This window comes from Streptomyces sp. CA-250714, from assembly GCF_050936705.1.
Classification (GTDB): domain Bacteria; phylum Actinomycetota; class Actinomycetes; order Streptomycetales; family Streptomycetaceae; genus Streptomyces.
This window is the reverse complement of record NZ_JBNJMI010000001.1, coordinates 4,008,707-4,026,937: the sequence shown is the minus strand read 5'-3', so window position 1 is coordinate 4,026,937 and position 18,231 is coordinate 4,008,707. Positions and strand designations below refer to the sequence as shown.

Genomic DNA, 18,231 nt, shown 5'->3' with positions numbered 1-18,231 from the left:
GCGAGCAGGGGCAGGGGTAGGTAGCGACGATGAACGCGCCGTATGGCGGCGACCGGGGCCGGACCCCCGGTGACGGCCCTGGACGGCCGGAAGACGCGTATGCGCCGGATGCGTACGGGCGCGACCCGTACGAGGACAGCGACCCCTCGGCCCAGGACCCGCACGCCTGGCAGCCCTCCCCCGGGCAACAGCCCGCCCCCGGGCAGCAGCAGCCCTACGGGCACCAGCCGTACCAGGGACAGGCGCACCAGCCCCAGTCGTACCAGCCGGGGTCGTCCCAGCAGCCCCCGCAGCCTCCGGGCCCGCCCCACCAGCCTGCGGGTCCGCACCAGCAGCCCGGCGGTCCGCCTCAGCAGCCGTCCGGCGGTCCGCCTCAACAGCCTGTAAACCGGCCGGACGACGCCTTCGCGCACCTCTACCGCGATCAGGGCCACGCCCAGCCCCAGCGTCCCGCGCAGCAGCCGCCGTTCCACCCGGAACCCACCCAGCCGCCGCAGCCCTATCCGCCCGAGCCCGGAGCACCCGGCGCCGCCGAGGAGCCCTCCACGCAGACGGTCAACCTCGGCACGGTGACCCCGAAGGCCGCGCCACCGGCCGCCCCTCCCGGAGCAGGTGAGGCCGCCGCGCCGGCCAAGCCCAGCGGGGGAGGGCTCCTCAAGTCCAGCGCCATCATGGCCGCGGGCACGATGGTCTCCCGGCTCACCGGCTTCGTCCGCTCCGCGATGATCGTCGCGGCGCTCGGCGCCTCGGCCCTCGGCGACAGCTACCAGCTCGCCATCACGCTCCCGACGATGCTCTACATCCTCACCGTCGGCGGCGGTCTCAACTCCGTCTTCGTCCCCCAGCTTGTCCGGGCCATGAAAGACGACGAGGACGGCGGGCAGGCGTACGCGAACCGGCTGCTGACGCTCGTCGCGGTGATCCTGGGCGGGCTGGCCGTCGCCTCCGTGTTCGCCGCGCCGCTGCTGGTGCGACTGATGTCGGTCAAGCTCGCCGACAACCCGGCCGCCAACGAGGTCACCATCACCTTCGTGCGCTACTGCCTGCCCTCGATCTTCTTCATGGGCATCCATGTGGTGATGGGCCAGGTCCTCAACGCGCGCGGCCGCTTCGGCGCCATGATGTGGACCCCGGTCCTCAACAACATCGTCATCATCGCGACGATCAGCATGTTCCTGTGGGTGTACGGCACCGCCGACACCTCGAACCTGACCGTCAACACCATCCCCCCCGAGGGCGTCCGGCTGCTGGGCGTCGGAACCCTGCTGGGCCTGGTGGTCCAGGCGCTGGCGATGATCCCGTATCTGCGGGCCGCCGGCTTCCGCATCCGGCCGCGCTTCGACTGGCGCGGCCACGGGCTGGGCAAGGCCGCCAAGCTGGCCAAGTGGACCATCCTGTTCGTGCTCGCCAACCAGGCAGGCGTACTGGTCGTCTCGCAGCTGTCCACCTGGGCGGGCGACACGGCGGCACAGCAAGGTGACTCCGGCACCGGCTACATCGCCTACTCGAACGCGCAGCTCATCTGGACGATGCCGCAGTCGATCATCACCGTCTCGGTGATGGCCGCGCTGCTGCCCCGGCTCTCGCGCTCCGCCGCCGACGGTGACACCGGCGCCGTGCGGGACGACATCTCCCAGGGGCTGCGCAACTCCGCCGTCGCCATCGTCCCGATCGCCTTCGGCTTCCTGGCGCTCGGCATCCCGATGTGCACGATGATCTACGGCTCGGCAGGCGTGGACGCGGCCCGTTCCATGGGATACATGCTGATGGCCTTCGGTCTCGGCCTGATCCCGTACTCGGTGCAGTACGTCGTGCTGCGCGCCTTCTACGCCTACGAGGACACCCGCACCCCGTTCTTCAACACGGTGATAGTGGCCGCCGTCAACGCCGTGGCCTCCGCACTGTGCTTCCTGCTGCTGCCCTCCCGCTGGGCCGTTGTCGGGATGGCCGCCTCCTACGGGCTCGCCTACATCATCGGAGTGGGCATCGCCTGGCGGCGGCTCCGCAACCGGCTGGGCGGCGACCTCGACGGACGGCACGTGGTCCGTACGTACACGCGGCTGGCCGGCGCCAGTGTCCCGGCCACACTCGCCGCGGGCGCCGCCGCCTGGGGCATCACCCATGTACTGGGCAGCGGCACCTTGGGGTCGATCGCCGCCCTCGTCGGGGGAGGGATCGTTTTGGGCGCGGTTTTCGTCCTAGCGGCGAAGCGCATGCGCATCGAGGAAATGACGGCGATGCTCGGCATGGTGCGCGCCAGACTCGGCCGATGAAAACTCGGCGAGAAACCGGCGTATACAACCATCATTCGCCCCCGCGTGTCGTGCATAGCGGCGAGGTGTAGGCACAATGTTTTTGGCCGTTTCCAGGAAAACGGCCACAACGGATGGGGAGGCAGGAACGACGGTGGCGGAACGGAGCACAGCCGCTGTCGGCGTGGCCGAGACCAGCGGTGCGAACGGCGAACCGCTGACCGCCCAGCAGGACGGGGCCACGGGCGACGGTGCGACGGACGCGACGAACGGATACAGCCACAGCGCCGGGACTTCCCCGCACAAGGAGCCCTCGGCCGACCCCTCCGACACCGCACCCCTGACGGACTCCTCCGGTGCGACGTCGCCCGCGGCATCCCCCGAAGGGAGCAGCGCGAGCCGGCCGACTGCGGCCGACCCGGAATCGGCCCAGGACACCGACCCCGCGGATGCCGCCGCTGAGACCTCCGCAGACGCCGAGACCTCCGCCGCCTCCCCCGCCGACGCCGCTGCCGAGGGCCTCGCCGCCGAAACCGACGCCGGCGCTGTGGATGGCACGGGCGCCGCGGATGGCGCCGGAACGGCGAGCCGTATGAAGGCCAAGGCCAAGGAGAAGACCCGGAGCAGCGGGAAGGCCAAGGGCGCCGGGAAGACCGGGAGCGGCGGCGAGAACACCAAGGACGGGGAGCAGCCCGGAGCCTCCAAAGCCCCCAAGGACACCGAGGACTCCAAGGGCGCCGAGAAGGCCGTCCGCACGGACGATGCCCCCGGCGCCGAGAACACCGCCGCGAAGGCCCCCGCGCCCGAGATGCGGGTGCCCGAGCTGCACAGCGGTCACAAGCTCGCCCGGCGCTACCGCCTCGAGGAGTGCGTCACCCGCCTCGACGGCTTCAGCAGCTGGCGCGCCGTCGACGAGAAGCTGCGCCGCGCCGTCGGAGTCCATGTGCTGCCCGCCGGGCACGCCCGCGCCCGCCAGGTGCTCGCCGCGGCACGCTCCGCAGCCCTGCTCGGTGATCCCCGGTTCGTGCAGGTCCTCGACGCGGTCGAGGAGGACGAGCTGGTCTACGTTGTCCACGAGTGGCTGCCCGACGCCGTTCCGCTCAGCGAGCTGCTCGCCGCGGGCCCGCTGGAGCCGCACGAGGCGTACCAGCTCGTCAGCCAGCTCGCCCAGGCGCTGACCGCTGCGCACCGCGAGGGGCTGGCGCATCTGCGGCTGACGCCCTCCTGCGTGCTGCGCACCGGCATGGGCCAGTACCGCATCCGAGGGCTCGCCGTGAACGCGGCCCTGCGCGGCGTCACCAGCGACCACCCGCAGCGAGACGACACCGAGGCGATCGGCGCCCTGCTGTACGCGGCGCTCACCAAGCGCTGGCCGTACGAGGAGGGCGCGCACGGGCTGCCGGGCGTCGGCTCGCTGGACATCGGCACCCTCGTGGCGCCCGAGCAGCTCCGCGCCGGCGTCCACCGCGGGCTGTCCACGCTGGCCATGCGCGCCCTGGTCAACGACGGCGCGACCGCATCCCGGCAGGAGCAGCCCTGCACCACCCCGGAGGAGCTGTCCAAGGCGGTCTCCGCGCTTCCCAAGATCCGCCCGCCGGAGTCCTCCTTCGCCGCGCCGCCGGCGTATCAACGCCCGGCGAGCGTCGCCGCACCCGGCGGACCCGGGGGTGCTGCTCCCGGGGCGCCCGTCGCCAGGGCAGGAGCCACGCCCCCCGCGCTGCCGGGGCGTACCGGCAAGGTCCTCAAATGGGGCGTCTCCGCGCTGCTGATCGCCGCACTCGGACTCGGCAGCTGGCAGGTCGCCGACGCACTCCTCAAAGGCGAACCTCCGGTCACCAAGAAGTCCGCCAGGCAGGCAAAGGGCTCCGACAACGCCGCGCAGACCGGCAAGCCCGTCAAGATCGATGACGTGCGGGACTTCGACCCGGAGAGCTCCGACGGCCGCGAGAAGCCGGAGAGGGTCGGCGACGCCGTGGACGGCAAGCCCGGCACCTACTGGCTCACGGACAAGTACCTGAACTACCCCAAGTTCGGCAACTTCAAGTCCGGCGCCGGCATCATCCTCGACCTGGGGAAGACCCGGCAGGTCAGCCAGCTCAAGGTCGACTTCATCGGCAAGACCTCGGCGAGCTTCCTGGCCGCGCCGAAGAGCGTCAACGAGATGCCCTCCTCGCTGGGCAGCTTCAGCAAGGTCACCAGTGGCTCCGGTGCACACCTCACCCTGAAGGCGAAGAAGCCCATCAGGACCCGTTACGTACTGCTGTGGCTCACCAAGCTCCCACTCACCGACGACGGCAACTACCGTGGTCGCGTCACGGAGGTCCAGGTCCTCAGTTGAGGCCGCGGGCGCCGCTTCCGACGTGGGCGCGGCAGGGCGAGGGGAGGGGCTGATGGCGAGCGACGGCGCGCCCGACGAGATAACCGGGCCGGACGACAAGGAGCTGCTCGCCCGCCATGTGGCGGGCGACCCGGAGGCGTTCGGTGAGCTCGTCCGCCGGCACCGGGACCGGCTGTGGGCGGTGGCCCTGCGGACGCTCGGCGACCGCGAGGAGGCCGCCGACGCCGTGCAGGACGCCCTCGTCTCCGCGTACCGCGCCGCGCACACCTTCCGCGGCCAGTCCGCCGTCACCACCTGGCTGCACCGCATCACGGTCAACGCCTGCCTGGACCGCGCCCGCAAGGCCGCCTCCCGCCGTGCGACGCTCACGGATGACACCGAGCGCATGGAACAGCTCATGGAACCGCACGAGTCCGCGGCCGCGCCCGTGGAGCGGCAGGACGTGCAGCAGCAGGTGGTGACCGCGCTCTCCGAGCTGCCGGTCGAGCAGCGTGCCGCGCTGGTGCTGGTGGATATGCAGGGCTACCCCGTCGCCGAGGCCGCCGAGGTGCTCGACGTGGCCGTGGGTACCGTCAAGAGCCGCTGCGCCCGCGGCCGCGCCCGGCTCCTCCCACTCGTCTCCCATCTGCGCACCGGAATCGGCGGCAAGAAGGACAGCAGCGGCGGTACGGGCGGCAGCGGTGGCCCGCGCAACAACGGCAGCGGCGGTGGCGCCGAGGGCGGCGGCAGCAGCGACGGGAACCCGTCTTCGGGGGCATCCGTCCCAGCACCGAGAGGGACACCACCGAAGACACCGCGAAAGGCTCGACGGAACACCCAGCAGGACACCACAGGCTCCGGGGCCGTGAAGGGAGGGGGACAGGCATGACATCCACTCCTTTCCCGTACGGCGAGCATCCGGAGGTCACCGAGATCTCCGCGCTCAGCGAGGGCATCCTGCCCGCCGAGCGCCAGACGGACCTCCGATCCCATCTGGTCGAGTGCGAACTCTGCGCCGATGTGTACGCCTCGCTGGAGGAGATCCGCGAGACGCTCGGCACCCTGCCCGGCCCTGTCCAGATGCCGGAGGATGTGGCGAGCCGCATCGATGCGGCGCTTGCCGCGGAGGCGCTGCTGACGGCCACGGCGCCGGGGGAGGCCGAGACTGCTTCCGGTGACGAGGCTGCCGCCCATGACGCTGCCGTTTCACGTGAAACGGCAGCGGAGCCTCCCGTGAAACCCGCTTCCGAGACGCCTCCGGGCCCCGTTTCACGTGAAACAGCGACTTCCGTCTCCCTCAGCCCCTGGCGCCGGAAGCGGACGATGGTGCTCGTGGCAGCTGCGTCTCTGGCTGTCCTCACGCTCGGCGGGATCACCATCCGGGCGCTCTCCAACCCCGCACCCACCGAGGTGAGTTCGGGCACCGCCCAGTCGACCCCCGGGAAGCAGGCTCCCGATGCGGCGCCGGGCTCCTCAGCGCCCACGGACACCGACGCCGGCGGCAGCAGCGACGACCAGCGGCTACGCAAGCGCGTCCAGAACCTGCTCTCGGACCAGAAGTCGCCGTCCCCCTCCCGGAGCGCACCCGGCAGCTCCGCCCGGCCCAGCGATCCCCCCTCGATCGACACCAAGCGCAGCCCCAGCAGCAAGGAGAAGACCCTCCGCGACGACAGGCTGGGCGGCGGACAGTCCATACCGTCCTGCGTCCGTGACGGGATCAACCGTACGGAGAGCCCGCTGGCCGTCGACTCCGACGCCACCTTCGAGAACCGCTCCGGCTATCTGGTCGTCCTTCCCCACCAGGGTGGCGACCCGCGGCTGGTGGATGCCTACCTGGTGGACCCCTCCTGTGTGAGCGCCGACCCGTCGGGCCCCGGGAAGGTGCTGTTCAAGCGCACCTACCCGCGCGGGTGACACGCGGACGCGGGCCCGGGAATGTCTGCCCCGTAGGATCCGTTGGACGGGGTGCAAGCCTCGGCAGAAGATCCCGGAAGCAGTCGGCAGACAAGGAAGACTCCCGTGAGCGACGTCCGTAACGTCATCATCATCGGCTCGGGCCCAGCCGGATACACGGCTGCGCTCTACACCGCCCGCGCGTCGCTGAAGCCGCTGGTGTTCGAGGGCTCCGTCACCGCAGGCGGGGCCCTGATGAACACCACCGATGTCGAGAACTTCCCCGGGTTCCAGGAAGGCATCATGGGCCCGGAGCTCATGGACAACATGCGGGCCCAGGCCGAGCGCTTCGGCGCCGAGCTGATCCCGGACGACGTCACCGCCGTCGACCTGTCCGGGCCTGTGAAGACCGTCACGGACTCCAACGGGACCGTCCACCGCACCCGGACTGTGATCGTCGCCACCGGCTCCCAGCACCGCACGCTGGGCCTGCCGCTGGAGGAGGAGCTGTCCGGCCGCGGCGTCTCCTACTGCGCCACGTGTGACGGCTTCTTCTTCCGCGAGCAGCACATCGCCGTCGTGGGTGGCGGTGACACCGCCATGGAGGAGGCCACGTTCCTCTCCCGCTTCGCGGCCTCGGTCACCGTGATCCACCGCCGGGACACGCTCCGCGCCTCCAAGGCGATGCAGGAGCGGGCCTTCGCCGACCCGAAGATCTCCTTCGCCTGGGACAGCGAGGTCGCCGAGATCCACAGCAAGGACGGCAAGCTGTCCGGTCTGACGCTGCGCGACACGCAGAACGGCGAGACCCGTGAGCTGGATGTGACGGGTCTGTTCGTCGCCATCGGCCACGACCCGCGCGTGGACCTGTTCAAGGAGGAGCTGACCCTGGACGAGGACGGCTACCTCAAGGTGGACGCCCCGTCCACCCGCACCAACGTCCCCGGCGTCTTCGCGGCGGGCGACGTGGTGGACCACACCTACCGCCAGGCCATCACCGCGGCGGGCACCGGCTGCTCCGCGGCGCTGGACGCCGAGCGGTATCTGGCCGCGCTCACCGATGTGGCCGCCGAGGAAACCCCGGAGCCGGAGAAGACCGCGGCAGCCGTCTGACGCGGCGCCCTTCGAGGGGGACCAGCCCTGTCCCCCGCCAGCTCCCCACCCGACCCGCAGTCAACAGAGATTGAGGAGAAGCACCATGGCCGGTGCCACCGTGACCGCGACCGACGCCGACTTCGACGACGTCGTCCTGAAGAGCGACAAGCCCGTGCTGGTCGACTTCTGGGCGGCCTGGTGCGGCCCGTGCCGTCAGATCGCCCCGTCGCTGGAGGCCATCGCCTCCGAGCACGCCGACAAGCTGACGGTGGTCAAGCTCAACATCGACGAGAACCCGGGCGTCGCCGCCAAGTACGGCATCATGTCGATCCCGACGATGAACGTCTACCAGGGCGGCGAGGTCGTGAAGACCATCGTCGGTGCCAAGCCGAAGGCCGCCATCGAGAAGGACCTCGCGGACTTCATCGGCTGAGGCTCACTTCGCCACCGACTGAGGGGCGCTGTTTCACGTGAAACGGCGCCCCTCAGTCGTATCCGGAAGTCTCCGTTGGGCCCTCACAGCGGGCGGAGCGCCGGCTCCTTGCTGTGCACCTTGCCCAGCAACTGGTCCAGCGCCCGCTCCATGTCGTGCCGCCAGGAGACGGTGGAGCGCAACTCCAGCCGCAGCCGGGGGTGGCGGGGATGCGGGCGAACGGTCTTGAAGCCGACGGAGAGCAGATGGTCGGCAGGCAGCACACAGGCGGGCTCCGCCCACTGGGCGTCCCCGAACGCCTCTATCGCCTTGAACCCCCGCCGCAGCAGATCCTTCGCCACGGTCTGCACTATCACCCGCCCCAGCCCCTGCCCCCGGAACTCCGGCAGCAGAAAGGCCGTCATCAACTGCACCGCGTCCGGAGAGACGGGACTGGTGGGAAAGGCGAAGGAGCGCGGCACATACGCGGGCGGCGCGTACAGCACATAGCCGACCGCTACATCGTCGACGTAGACGACCCGGCCGCAGGAGCCCCATTCCAGCAGCACCGCCGAGATCCAGGCTTCCTTCTCCAGGTCCGGCCGCCCCGCCTTCTTCGCCTCCTCGCCGCTGACCGGGTCCAGCTCCCAGAAGGTGCAGCCACGGCAACGCTTCGGCAGGTCCGGGAGGTTGTCCAGCGTGAGCGGAACGAGCTGTCGCCCCATGACAGACATCGTATCCGTGGGGCGGACAACTCGTCGGCACGTTTCTTCTGTCGTGACGGCTATGGACCTTCTGTTGGGGCAGCTACAAATCCTCTGCTCTGACGGCTACGCAAAAGGGGCCCGAGCGCAGCGCCCGGGCCCCTTGCCGTCTACGAGGGCCAGCTCTCAGAAGGCTCAGCCCCGCGCAGACCCGCTCCATGAGCGGTCCTGCTCTACGAGGGATCGTCGTCCTCGCCGCTGTCCCCCTCGGCGAGCTTCTGCTCAAGCACCCGGCCCTCTCCCGGGGCAAGCTGCCCCAGGATGCGCTCCAGGTCCTCCATGGAGGCGAACTCCACCACGATCTTGCCCTTCTTCTGGCCGAGGTCGACCTTCACCCGCGTCTCGAAGCGGTCCGAGAGCCGCCCGGCGAGGTGGTCCAGCGCGGGGGAGACCCGCGCGCCGGCCCGGGGCCCCTTGGGCTTTGTGCTGTTCTTGGGCTTGCCGCCCATCAGCGTGACGATCTCCTCCACCGCACGCACCGAGAGCCCCTCGGCCACGATGCGGTGGGCGAGCTTGTCCTGCTCTTCCCCGTCTTCCACGGACAGCAGCGCCCGCGCATGCCCCGCGGAGAGGACTCCGGCAGCCACCCGGCGCTGCACTCCCGGAGAGAGCCGCAGCAGCCGCAGCGTGTTGGACACCTGCGGACGGGAACGGCCGATGCGGTCGGCCAGCTCGTCATGGGTGCAGTTGAAATCCTTGAGGAGCTGGTCGTAGGCGGCTGCCTCTTCCAGCGGGTTGAGCTGTGCGCGGTGCAGGTTCTCCAGCAGCGCGTCGAGGAGCAGCTTCTCGTCCTCGGTGGCCCGAACGATGGCCGGGATCCGCTCCAGCCCCGCCTCGCGGCAGGCCCGCCAGCGGCGCTCACCCATGATGAGCTCGAAGTTGCCCGCCGTGAGCTCGCGGACGACCACGGGCTGGAGGAGGCCAACTTCCTTGATGGAGGTGACCAGTTCGGCCAGCGCATCCTCGTCGAAGACCTCACGGGGCTGCCGCGGGTTCGGGGTGATGGCGTCCAGCGGCACCTCCGCGAAGAACGCACCACCCGCTTCCTCGGGAACACCGCCCTCCACGGTGGCCGAGGGCGCCGTTTCACGTGAAACGGCTTCCTCATCCGAAACCTCGTCCTCGTTCTCCCGCTGGGAGAGCGCGGCGACCTTGGCGGCCGCGACCCCTCGCATCCCCTGCTCCGGGGTGAGCACAGGAACGGCGGTGGGGGAGGTGGAGCCTCCCGTCATATTCGGCTTCTGCTCCCCGTTTTCGGAAGAGTCAGCGGAATCCGTCCCCGTTGGAGCCGCCGGGATCAGTGCACCGAGCCCCCGCCCCAGACCCCTACGTCGCTCGCTCACTGAGTCCCCTCCGCCATGCTGCCGTGCTGCTGCGCCTGTACTTGTGCTTGTGCGTGCTGTGTGTGCTGTGCGTGTACTTGCTGAGCCTGCGCCTGCTGCAACTGAAGCTGCTGCTGTGCTTGCGCCTGCTCAACATGCGGATCCCGCAGAGCGATCTCCCGAGCCGCCTCCAGATAGGAGAGCGAACCACTGGAGCCCGGATCGTACGTGAGGACCGTCTGCCCGTAGCTGGGTGCCTCCGAGATACGGACCGACCGCGGGATGTTGGTGCGCAGCACCTCCTTGCCGAAGTGGCCGCGCACCTCCTCCGCCACCTGCGACGCCAGCCGGGTCCGGCCGTCGTACATGGTGAGGATGATGGTCGAGACGTGCAGCCGGGGGTTCAGATGCCCCCGCACCAGCTCGACGTTCCGCAGCAGTTGGCCGAGCCCCTCCAGCGCGTAGTACTCGCACTGAATGGGGATCAGAACCTCGGCGCCGGCCACGAGCGCATTCACCGTCAGCAGCCCCAGAGAGGGCGGGCAGTCGATGAGGATGTAGTCCAACGGCTGCTCGTATGCCTCGATGGCCCGCTGAAGGCGGCTCTCCCGCGCGACCAGCGACACGAGTTCGATCTCCGCACCGGCGAGATCGATGGTCGCTGGCGCGCAGAAGAGCCCCTCCACGTCCGGCACCGGCTGGACGACTTCCGAGAGCGGCTTGCTCTCCACCAGAACGTCGTAGATCGACGGAACCTCGGCATGGTGGTCGACCCCCAACGCCGTCGAGGCGTTGCCCTGCGGGTCGAGATCGACGACCAGGACGCGGCCCCCGTGCAGGGCCAGCGAGGCGGCGAGGTTCACCGTCGTGGTGGTCTTGCCGACTCCGCCCTTCTGGTTGGCAACAACCATGACCCGCGTCTGGGCAGGGCGAGGCAGCCCCTCCCCGGCGCGGTTCATCGCTTCGACCGCCTGCTGGGCCGCACGGCCGATCGGCGTGTCATCCATGGGCGGTGGCGTTTCACGTGCCGCGTCACCGCGGGGAGCGACCCCACCCGCGCTGGTATCCCCCGGCTCTGTGCGGGGACCGGGGACCGGGTCGGCCATCGGTCCCGCGATGTTGGCGTCGGACCGCAACGGTTCACTCTCCTCAACATCAGGCTCGCTATGAACAGAGCCTCCCATGCTTTCGGTGCCGTGAACCAGCGAGCCCCGCTCAGTTGTGGACAACTCCACGTCCGAGCGGGGCTCATTGGCGGTCTGGCCGCGTGCGCTGGCGGCAGCGCGGCCTCGGTTGATGATTCCGTGCAACAGAGAGCGGCGTTTCACGTGAAACACGATGCACACGCACCCGACGGTGACCGTCGCGACACTCCGCTCCGCAGGGTCTTAAGCGTTTTTATGGAGTAACCGAATCAGCGTTTCAGCGCCGACCGGTCACTCCCCCCGGCCTGTCAGCGCCGCCGCCGGCCGCCCCGGGTGGAGCGGCCGCTCGCGCGGGCCGCCTTCTCGGCCTTGACCCGCCGGGCCGCGAAACGCACCCCGCCGGGGCTCTCGCCGACCCTGGCCCGTACGACCGTCGAGGGCGGGTCGATCAGGTCGCGGCCGATCTGCTCCACCGTCGTCTCCACGACGCCCAGCTTGTGCAGCGCGTCCCGGGCGGCCCGTACCTCGTCCTCGGCGGTGTCGCCCTTGAGCGCCACCATCTCGCCGTACGGCCGCAGCAGCGGAACGCCCCAGCCGGCCAGCCGGTCCAGCGGCGCCACCGCACGGGCCGTCACCACATGGACGGGCGTCAGCGTGCCCAGCATCTCCTCGGCCCGGCCCCGCATCACCGTCACATGGTCGAGCCCCAGCAGCTCGACGACCTCCTGGAGGAAGGTCGTCCGCCGCAGCAGCGGCTCCAGCAGCGTGATCTCCAGGTCCGGCCGTACCAGCGCCAGCGGAATGCCCGGCAGCCCGGCACCCGAGCCGACATCGCAGACCGTGACACCCTCGGGCACCACTTCGGAGAGCACCACACAGTTCAGCAGGTGTCGCTCCCACAGCCGGGGCACCTCGCGCGGACCGAGCAGTCCGCGCCGTACCCCGGCATCCGCCAGCAACTCCGCGTACCGCTCGACCGCGGGCAGGCTGTCACCGAACGCCTTGTGCGCCGCCTCGGGCGGGGGCGGCGGGGCCGCCTGCTCCTCCGAGGGCTCCCCCGACCGCTCCGTCACGGGAGAACGACCACGCAGCGCTGCGGCTCCTCGCCCTCGGACTCGCTGCGCAGTCCGGCGTCCTTCACCGCGTCGTGCACGACCTTGCGCTCGAAGGGCGTCATCGGGCGCAGCTTGACGGGCTCACCGCTGCTCTTCGCCTCCTGCGCCGCCTTCGCGCCCAGCTCCGCGAGCTCCTCGCGCTTACGGGCACGGAACCCGGCGATGTCCAGCATCAGCCGGCTGCGGTCACCGGTCTCCCGGTGCACGGCCAGCCGGGTCAGCTCCTGGAGGGCCTCCAGGACCTCGCCGTCCCGGCCGACCAGCTTCTGCAAGTCGCGGGACGAGCCCTCGCTGATCACCGACACCGCGGCGCGGTCGGCCTCGACGTCCATGTCGATGTCGCCGTCCAGATCGGCGATATCGAGAAGTCCCTCGAGGTAGTCGGCCGCGATCTCACCCTCCTGTTCCAGGCGGGTCAGGGTGTCGGTGTCGGCTTCGGTGCCTTCTGGGACAGTCGTGTCCGTCACGGCGGGGACTCCTTCGGTGCTCACTTCTTGGAGGGGTGCTTGGGACGCTGCGGGCCCTTGCGCTGCTGACCGGACTTCTTCTGGCCCGACTTCTGCTGGCCCGACTTGGCCTGGCCTGCCGCCTTCGACCCGCCACCCTGTTTCTGGCCGGCGCCCTTCTGCCCGGACTGCTTCTGACCGGACTGGCCGGACTGACCGCCCTGCTTCTGGTCCGTCTTCGGGCCGGTCTTCTGCATCGACGTGGGGGCCGAGGTGGACTCGTCCTTCTTGGTGCCCGTGGCGACCGCGCCGCCGCCGCTCTGACGCTTCGCCTTGGGCTGCCGCTTCGGCTGCTGCCGGCGGACCCGGGCCGCCTCGGCGGCCTCACGCGCCTCGACCTCCTTCGGGTCCTCCTTGAGCTTGCCCTTGGCACGCAGCTTCTCCTGGCGCTCCGTGAAGGCGCGGGAGCCGGGGGTCGGGTTGCGCTTGATGACGTACATCTGCTGACCCATCGTCCACACGTTGGTCGTCAGCCAGTAGACGAGGACACCGACGGGGAAGTTGATACCGAAGACGGCGAACATGATGGGGAAGACGTACATCAGCATCTTCTGCTGCTGCATGAACGGCGTCTTCACCGTCAGGTCGACGTTCTTGGTCATCAGCTGGCGCTGCGTGTAGAACTGCGACGCCGACATCAGGATGATCATGATCACCGTGACGACGCGGACGTCGGTCAGCGTGGCCGCCAGCGCCTCGACCTTGTCGGCGCTGTCCATGAACTTCGCGGCGATCGGGGCACCGAAGATCTTGGCGTTACGGGCGCTGTCGACCTGCTCGGCGGTGAGTACACCGACCTTCCTGTCACCCGCGATGTGGTTGAGCACCTGGAAGAGGGCGATGAAGAACGGCGACTGCGCCAGGATCGGCAGGCAGCTGGAGAGCGGGTTGGTGCCCGTCTCCTTGTAGAGCTTCATCATCTCTTCGCTCTGGCGCTGCTTGTCGCTCTTGTAGCGCTCCTGGATCGCCTTCATCTTCGGCTGGAGCGCCTGCATGTTCCGGGTCGACTTGATCTGCTTCACGAAGAGCGGGATCAGGCAGATCCGGATCAGCACCACCAGACAGAAGATGGACAGACCCCAGGCCAGGCCGCTGTCCTTGTCGAAGACCAGGCTGAACAGCGAATGGAACTGGACAATGATCCAGGAGACAGCGGTATAGAGAGGACTCAGGATCGTGTCCACGAATCAGGCTCCTTGGGCGTTGGACTGGGTCCGGTGCTGCTGCCAGCGGGAGCGGATCCGCTGGTGCCATACCGGGTGCTTCCGGGCGGGGACATGGTCGACGCCACCGGGCGACCACGGATTGCAGCGCAGAATGCGCCAGGCCGTCAGTGCCGTTCCCTTCACGGCGCCATGGCGGTCGATGGCCGTATACCCGTAGTGCGAGCACGACGGGTAGTACCGGCACACCGGGCCGAGCAGGGGACTGATGGTCCACTGGTACAGCTTGATCAACCACAGCAGCGGGTACTTCACTGAGCTCTCCCTCCCGGTCCGCGGCCGGGATTTCGAGGGCTGTCCCCCGAGGCGGCAGAGCGAGGGGACCCTTTGAGCAGCTTCCGCAGCGCGGCGTCCAGATCGCGCACCAGTTCCACGTGGTCCGCGTCTGCCGCACCGGGTTGCGCCCGTACGACGACAAGGCTACCGGGGGGCAGCTGGGAGAGGCGGTCCCGCAGCAGATGCCGCAGGCGCCGCTTCACACGGTTACGGACCACGGCGTTGCCGACGGCCTTGCTCACGACGAAACCCGCACGCACCGGGGGAACCTCTCCCCCCAACGCATGCGGGTCCGTTCGACTGCGTAGATGGACGACGAGGAGCGGGCGCCCGGCCCTGCGTCCTCGGCGTACCGCGGCCGCGAAGTCCTCGCGCCGCCTCAGCCGGTTCTCGGTAGGCAGCACGTCATGGACCTGTGGTCAGGCTGCTCAGGCCGACAGGCGGGCGCGACCCTTGCTGCGACGGTTCGCGATGATCGCGCGGCCGGCGCGGGTCCGCATGCGCAGCCGGAAGCCGTGGGTCTTCGCGCGGCGGCGGGTGTTCGGCTGGAAGGTGCGCTTGCTCACTCGGGGGCTCCAGAGATGCTTCGTGTCCCACGGTCACCGTGGGACTGGGTGTGGGGAGTCGACCGGCTGTCACCGTGCGCCCACGAGTAGCTCGCAACGCCCGAGTGTGCACCGCTTCATGATCGCTCGGGAAAACCCGTTGATCTTGCCCATCGGAGGCAGGCGGCAGCAGCCGTCGACACTCGACCTGGTTACGGTACGCGCGCCTACGCCATCCGGTCAAACCAGCGCCGACGGGGCACCCGGGCCGCTTCCCGACGGCTGTCCACCCGCTGCCCGGCCCGGTCCGGCTACTGCACTCGTGCACAGCCTGTGGACAACGACTTGAACGGGGCACGTCCGCGTGACTACCGTGGCCGAACTTCCCTTCCTTCCCGACCTTCCCGAGAAACATGCATTCGTGGGACCTGGTCGATCACCGGACGACCGTCACCCAGCGAGTGACCCGTCACCCAGCGAGTGAGAGAGCGTGCCCCGTGGCTGACCTACCTGCCGATCTTGCCGCAGTGTGGCCACGGGTGCTGGATCAGCTGCTGCGCGAGGGACAGGGCGTCGAGGCGAAGGACCAGCGCTGGCTGCGGGACTGCCAGCCCCTCGTCCTCGTCTCGGGTACGGCGCTGCTCGGCGTTCCGAACGAGTATGCGAAGGGCGTCCTGGAGGGCCGTCTCGCGCCGCTGATCACCGAGGCCCTCAGCCGCGAGTGCCAGCAGCCCATCCGGCTGGCGATCACGGTGACCGGCCCGGCTCCCGAGGCGACCGCACCGCCCGCCCCCGCCATCCCGTCCCCCACACCGGCCCCCGAACAGCAGCAGCCGTCACAGCCGCAGCAGCCCTCGCACCCCCAGCCCCCGCAGCAGCACGGGCACCAGGAGCGGTACGAGCAGGATCGGTACGGCGAGGACAGGTACGAGCAGGACAGGCAGGACCGGTACGAGCAGTACGAGAGCCGCGAGATCCCCGGCGCCCGCTCCGCGTACCCGACGGACTACTCGCCCTGGCAGCAGCCGCGCGAGCCCTACCCCCCGCAGCAGCACCAGCCCCGCCAGCCCTACGAGCGGCAGCAGCAGAGCTACGACCAGCAGTCCTACGAGCAGCAGGGCGGCGGCTACGACACCGGCCAGGGTTATGAGCGCGCCGGGGGACAGGGCTATGAGCGCGGTGGCCAGGGCTACGAGCACGGCCAGAACTACGACGGCGGCCAGGGCTACCAGTCCGGTCCGCCCGGCCAGGGGAGCCAGGGCTACGACCAGCAGTCGTTCGAGTCCTACGAGCAGCAACAGCACCAGCAGCACCAGCAGCGCCCCCGTCCGCAGGTGCCGCCCCAGGGGCGCCCGCCCGCCCCGCACTACGACAGCCCGGCACAGCTGCCCGCGCCCAGCGGGGCGCCAGGGCCGCTGGCCGCGCAGCCCGCGCCGGCCACGGGGCCGGGGGAGCCGACAGCGCGGCTGAACCCGAAGTACCTCTTCGACACCTTTGTGATCGGTGCCTCGAACCGGTTCGCGCACGCCGCGGCCGTCGCCGTGGCGGAGGCACCGGCCAAGGCGTACAACCCGCTGTTCATCTACGGCGAGTCCGGGCTGGGCAAAACGCATCTGCTGCACGCGATCGGCCACTACGCGCGCAGCCTCTACCCGGGCACACGGGTGCGCTACGTCAGCTCGGAGGAGTTCACCAACGAGTTCATCAACTCCATCCGCGACGGCAAGGCGGACGCGTTCCGCAAGCGCTACCGCGACATGGACATCCTGCTCGTCGACGACGTCCAGTTCCTGGCGGACAAGGAGTCGACGCAGGAGGAGTTCTTCCACACCTTCAACACCCTGCACAACGCCAACAAGCAGATCGTCCTCTCCAGCGACCGGCCGCCCAAGGCGCTCGAGACGCTGGAGGACCGGCTGCGCAACCGCTTCGAGTGGGGCCTGATCACCGATGTGCAGCCGCCCGAGCTGGAGACGCGGATCGCGATCCTCCGGAAGAAGGCGGTGCAGGAGCAGCTGAACGCCCCACCCGAGGTGCTGGAGTTCATCGCCTCGCGCATCTCCCGCAACATCCGGGAGCTGGAGGGCGCACTGATCCGGGTGACGGCCTTCGCCAGCCTCAACCGGCAGCCGGTCGATCTCGGGCTGACCGAGATCGTGCTGAAGGACCTCATCCCGGGCGGCGAGGACGCGACACCGGAGATCACCGCGCCCGCGATCATGGCCGCGACGGCCGACTACTTCGGGCTGACGGTCGACGACCTGTGCGGCTCCTCTCGCAGCCGGGTGCTGGTGACGGCACGGCAGATCGCGATGTATCTGTGCCGGGAGCTGACCGACCTCTCGCTGCCGAAGATCGGCGGCCAGTTCGGGGGTCGCGACCACACCACGGTGATGCACGCCGACCGCAAGATCCGCGCCCTGATGGCCGAGCGGCGCTCCATCTACAACCAGGTCACGGAGCTGACCAACCGCATCAAGAACGGCTGAGCCGACCCGCTGCGCGGCACCACGCCGACCCGCTCCGCGCCACCACGGCAACCCGCTGCGCCGGCACCACGCCGCCCACCACGCTGCCCACCAGACGGGCTGACGCGGCTCTCCCGACGACGAAGGGCCCCCGGGGGACAACTACCCGGGGGCCCTTCGCTGTTCGATTCATGGGTGCGGGAGCGGTCCGGTCCACAGCTACGGGCGGTTTACCGCTTCCACACCCTGGGGACCTTTTCCGTTGTCCCAAGGGCGTCCACAACTGGCCCGGTGGGAGGGTGGTTTGCCGAGGTCACTCGGCTGTGTACTTGTGGGCGCGCGGTGTCCACAGCATGTGGAGGGCGGGACGGGCCGCGACGCGGCTCGTGGCTTGTCCACCGGCCGCCCACAGCTTGGGGCTTCTTTTCCCCAGTGATCGGCCACTTCTCCACAGAGCTGTCCACTGTTCGGCAACGCAACGCGCCCGCTCACCGGTCCGAGTGAAAGCCGTCACATCGAGGGCCAGGATTGGGCTGTGGGAAAGGCGGGTAAAACTGTGGGCGCCGCTGTGGGGAAACCACCTCTGCCTGTGGGCGGGGTGTGCAGAACTTTTCCGCGTCCACAGAAACCCCCGCTTCCTCCACCGGTCCACCCACAGGCGCGGTGGACAAAATTCCCGGGCTGAGCTGCGGAAACGTGCTTTTCCACCGTTTCCACAAGCCCTACTACTACGACCACACAGAGAGAGCCCGGGATTCGCTTCGAAGTGGGGGCTGTGCACAACTCGGCGCCGCGGGCCCCGACCCGGATCGCGTCGACTTGACCCGCACCCGCACCTGCTGTCAGTCCGGTGCGTCAGACTGGTGCCCGGCAAAGCACGAGCAGAGGCAGCAGCAGG

General features: G+C 69.7%; 15 protein-coding genes and 1 pseudogene. 7 read left to right on the top strand and 9 right to left on the bottom strand.

Features of this window, described 5'->3' with window-relative positions; genetic code table 11:
- Positions 1-29 precede the first annotated feature (29 nt).
- The 6 genes from murJ (at position 30) to trxA (ending at position 7,990) form a co-directional block, all read left to right on the top strand.
- Entirely contained in the window at positions 30-2,273 is a 2,244-nt protein-coding gene (gene murJ, locus ACQEU8_RS18025; RefSeq protein WP_433101770.1) for a murein biosynthesis integral membrane protein MurJ, read from the top strand.
- 133 nt (positions 2,274-2,406) lie between these two features.
- Positions 2,407-4,590 carry a hypothetical protein gene (locus ACQEU8_RS18020; RefSeq protein WP_433101768.1) on the top strand — a complete coding sequence of 728 codons (2,184 nt, stop codon included), beginning with the start codon at positions 2,407-2,409 and terminating at the stop codon, positions 4,588-4,590.
- A gap of 52 nt (positions 4,591-4,642) precedes the next feature.
- Positions 4,643-5,458, top strand: coding sequence for an RNA polymerase sigma factor SigM (sigM, locus tag ACQEU8_RS18015; protein ID WP_433101766.1), 816 nt, complete (start codon positions 4,643-4,645; stop codon positions 5,456-5,458).
- The gene (locus ACQEU8_RS18010) at positions 5,455-6,483 is read left to right on the top strand and encodes a hypothetical protein (protein WP_433101764.1); all 1,029 of its coding nucleotides are present in this window, start codon (positions 5,455-5,457) and stop codon (positions 6,481-6,483) included. The genes sigM and ACQEU8_RS18010 overlap by 4 nt, the downstream gene beginning before the upstream one ends.
- Positions 6,484-6,588: 105 nt before the next feature.
- Positions 6,589-7,575 (top strand): thioredoxin-disulfide reductase, encoded by a 987-nt coding sequence (trxB, locus tag ACQEU8_RS18005; RefSeq protein WP_433101762.1) that lies wholly within the window; start codon positions 6,589-6,591, stop codon positions 7,573-7,575.
- A gap of 85 nt (positions 7,576-7,660) precedes the next feature.
- Entirely contained in the window at positions 7,661-7,990 is a 330-nt protein-coding gene (gene trxA / locus ACQEU8_RS18000; protein WP_209209333.1) for a thioredoxin, read from the top strand.
- Between the two features lie 83 nt (positions 7,991-8,073).
- On the opposite strand, the gene ACQEU8_RS17995 is transcribed toward trxA, so the two are convergent.
- From ACQEU8_RS17995 to rpmH, 9 genes and pseudogenes are all read right to left on the bottom strand, one after another.
- Positions 8,074-8,694 carry an N-acetyltransferase family protein gene (locus ACQEU8_RS17995; RefSeq protein WP_433101760.1) on the bottom strand — a complete coding sequence of 207 codons (621 nt, stop codon included), beginning with the start codon at positions 8,692-8,694 and terminating at the stop codon, positions 8,074-8,076.
- Between the two features lie 212 nt (positions 8,695-8,906).
- Positions 8,907-10,076, bottom strand: a complete 1,170-nt coding sequence (locus ACQEU8_RS17990) for a ParB/RepB/Spo0J family partition protein (RefSeq protein WP_433101758.1) — start codon at positions 10,074-10,076, stop codon at positions 8,907-8,909.
- Complete coding sequence (locus ACQEU8_RS17985) at positions 10,073-11,239, bottom strand: ParA family protein (RefSeq protein WP_433102489.1); 1,167 nt, start codon at positions 11,237-11,239, stop codon at positions 10,073-10,075. Before ACQEU8_RS17985 ends, ACQEU8_RS17990 begins: the two co-directional genes overlap by 4 nt.
- A gap of 269 nt (positions 11,240-11,508) precedes the next feature.
- Complete coding sequence (gene rsmG, locus ACQEU8_RS17980) at positions 11,509-12,273, bottom strand: 16S rRNA (guanine(527)-N(7))-methyltransferase RsmG (RefSeq protein ID WP_433101756.1); 765 nt, start codon at positions 12,271-12,273, stop codon at positions 11,509-11,511.
- Positions 12,270-12,782: a protein jag gene (locus ACQEU8_RS17975; RefSeq protein WP_433101754.1), complete on the bottom strand. Its 513-nt coding sequence runs from the start codon at positions 12,780-12,782 to the stop codon at positions 12,270-12,272. The genes rsmG and ACQEU8_RS17975 overlap by 4 nt, the downstream gene beginning before the upstream one ends.
- A gap of 20 nt (positions 12,783-12,802) precedes the next feature.
- The gene (yidC, locus tag ACQEU8_RS17970) at positions 12,803-14,005 is read right to left on the bottom strand and encodes a membrane protein insertase YidC (RefSeq protein WP_433101752.1); all 1,203 of its coding nucleotides are present in this window, start codon (positions 14,003-14,005) and stop codon (positions 12,803-12,805) included.
- Between the two features lie 3 nt (positions 14,006-14,008).
- Positions 14,009-14,299 (bottom strand): membrane protein insertion efficiency factor YidD, encoded by a 291-nt coding sequence (gene yidD / locus ACQEU8_RS17965; RefSeq protein ID WP_433101750.1) that lies wholly within the window; start codon positions 14,297-14,299, stop codon positions 14,009-14,011.
- A gap of 59 nt (positions 14,300-14,358) precedes the next feature.
- Positions 14,359-14,724: pseudogene (gene rnpA, locus ACQEU8_RS17960) on the bottom strand (ribonuclease P protein component); the annotation flags it as partial.
- 24 nt (positions 14,725-14,748) lie between these two features.
- A complete protein-coding gene (gene rpmH, locus ACQEU8_RS17955; protein WP_099882808.1) occupies positions 14,749-14,886 on the bottom strand; it encodes a 50S ribosomal protein L34 in 138 nt (45 codons plus the stop codon).
- 476 nt (positions 14,887-15,362) lie between these two features.
- Between rpmH and dnaA the strand changes: the two genes are divergently transcribed.
- On the top strand, positions 15,363-17,354 hold the full coding sequence (dnaA, locus tag ACQEU8_RS17950) for a chromosomal replication initiator protein DnaA (RefSeq protein ID WP_433101748.1): 1,992 nt from the start codon (positions 15,363-15,365) through the stop codon (positions 17,352-17,354).
- The last annotated feature ends 877 nt before the right edge of the window (positions 17,355-18,231 follow it).

What these genes read in the sequence shown, in the direction of transcription:
- trxA (WP_209209333.1), top strand. Translation starts at nt 7,661, where the DNA reads ATGGCCGGTGCCACCGTGACCGCGACCGACGCCGACTTCGACGACGTC.
- ACQEU8_RS17985 (WP_433102489.1), bottom strand. Translation starts at nt 11,239, where the DNA reads ATGGGAGGCTCTGTTCATAGCGAGCCTGATGTTGAGGAGAGTGAACCG.
- ACQEU8_RS17995 (WP_433101760.1), bottom strand. Translation starts at nt 8,694, where the DNA reads ATGGGGCGACAGCTCGTTCCGCTCACGCTGGACAACCTCCCGGACCTG.
- sigM (WP_433101766.1), top strand. Translation starts at nt 4,643, where the DNA reads ATGGCGAGCGACGGCGCGCCCGACGAGATAACCGGGCCGGACGACAAG.
- ACQEU8_RS18010 (WP_433101764.1), top strand. Translation starts at nt 5,455, where the DNA reads ATGACATCCACTCCTTTCCCGTACGGCGAGCATCCGGAGGTCACCGAG.
- murJ (WP_433101770.1), top strand. Translation starts at nt 30, where the DNA reads ATGAACGCGCCGTATGGCGGCGACCGGGGCCGGACCCCCGGTGACGGC.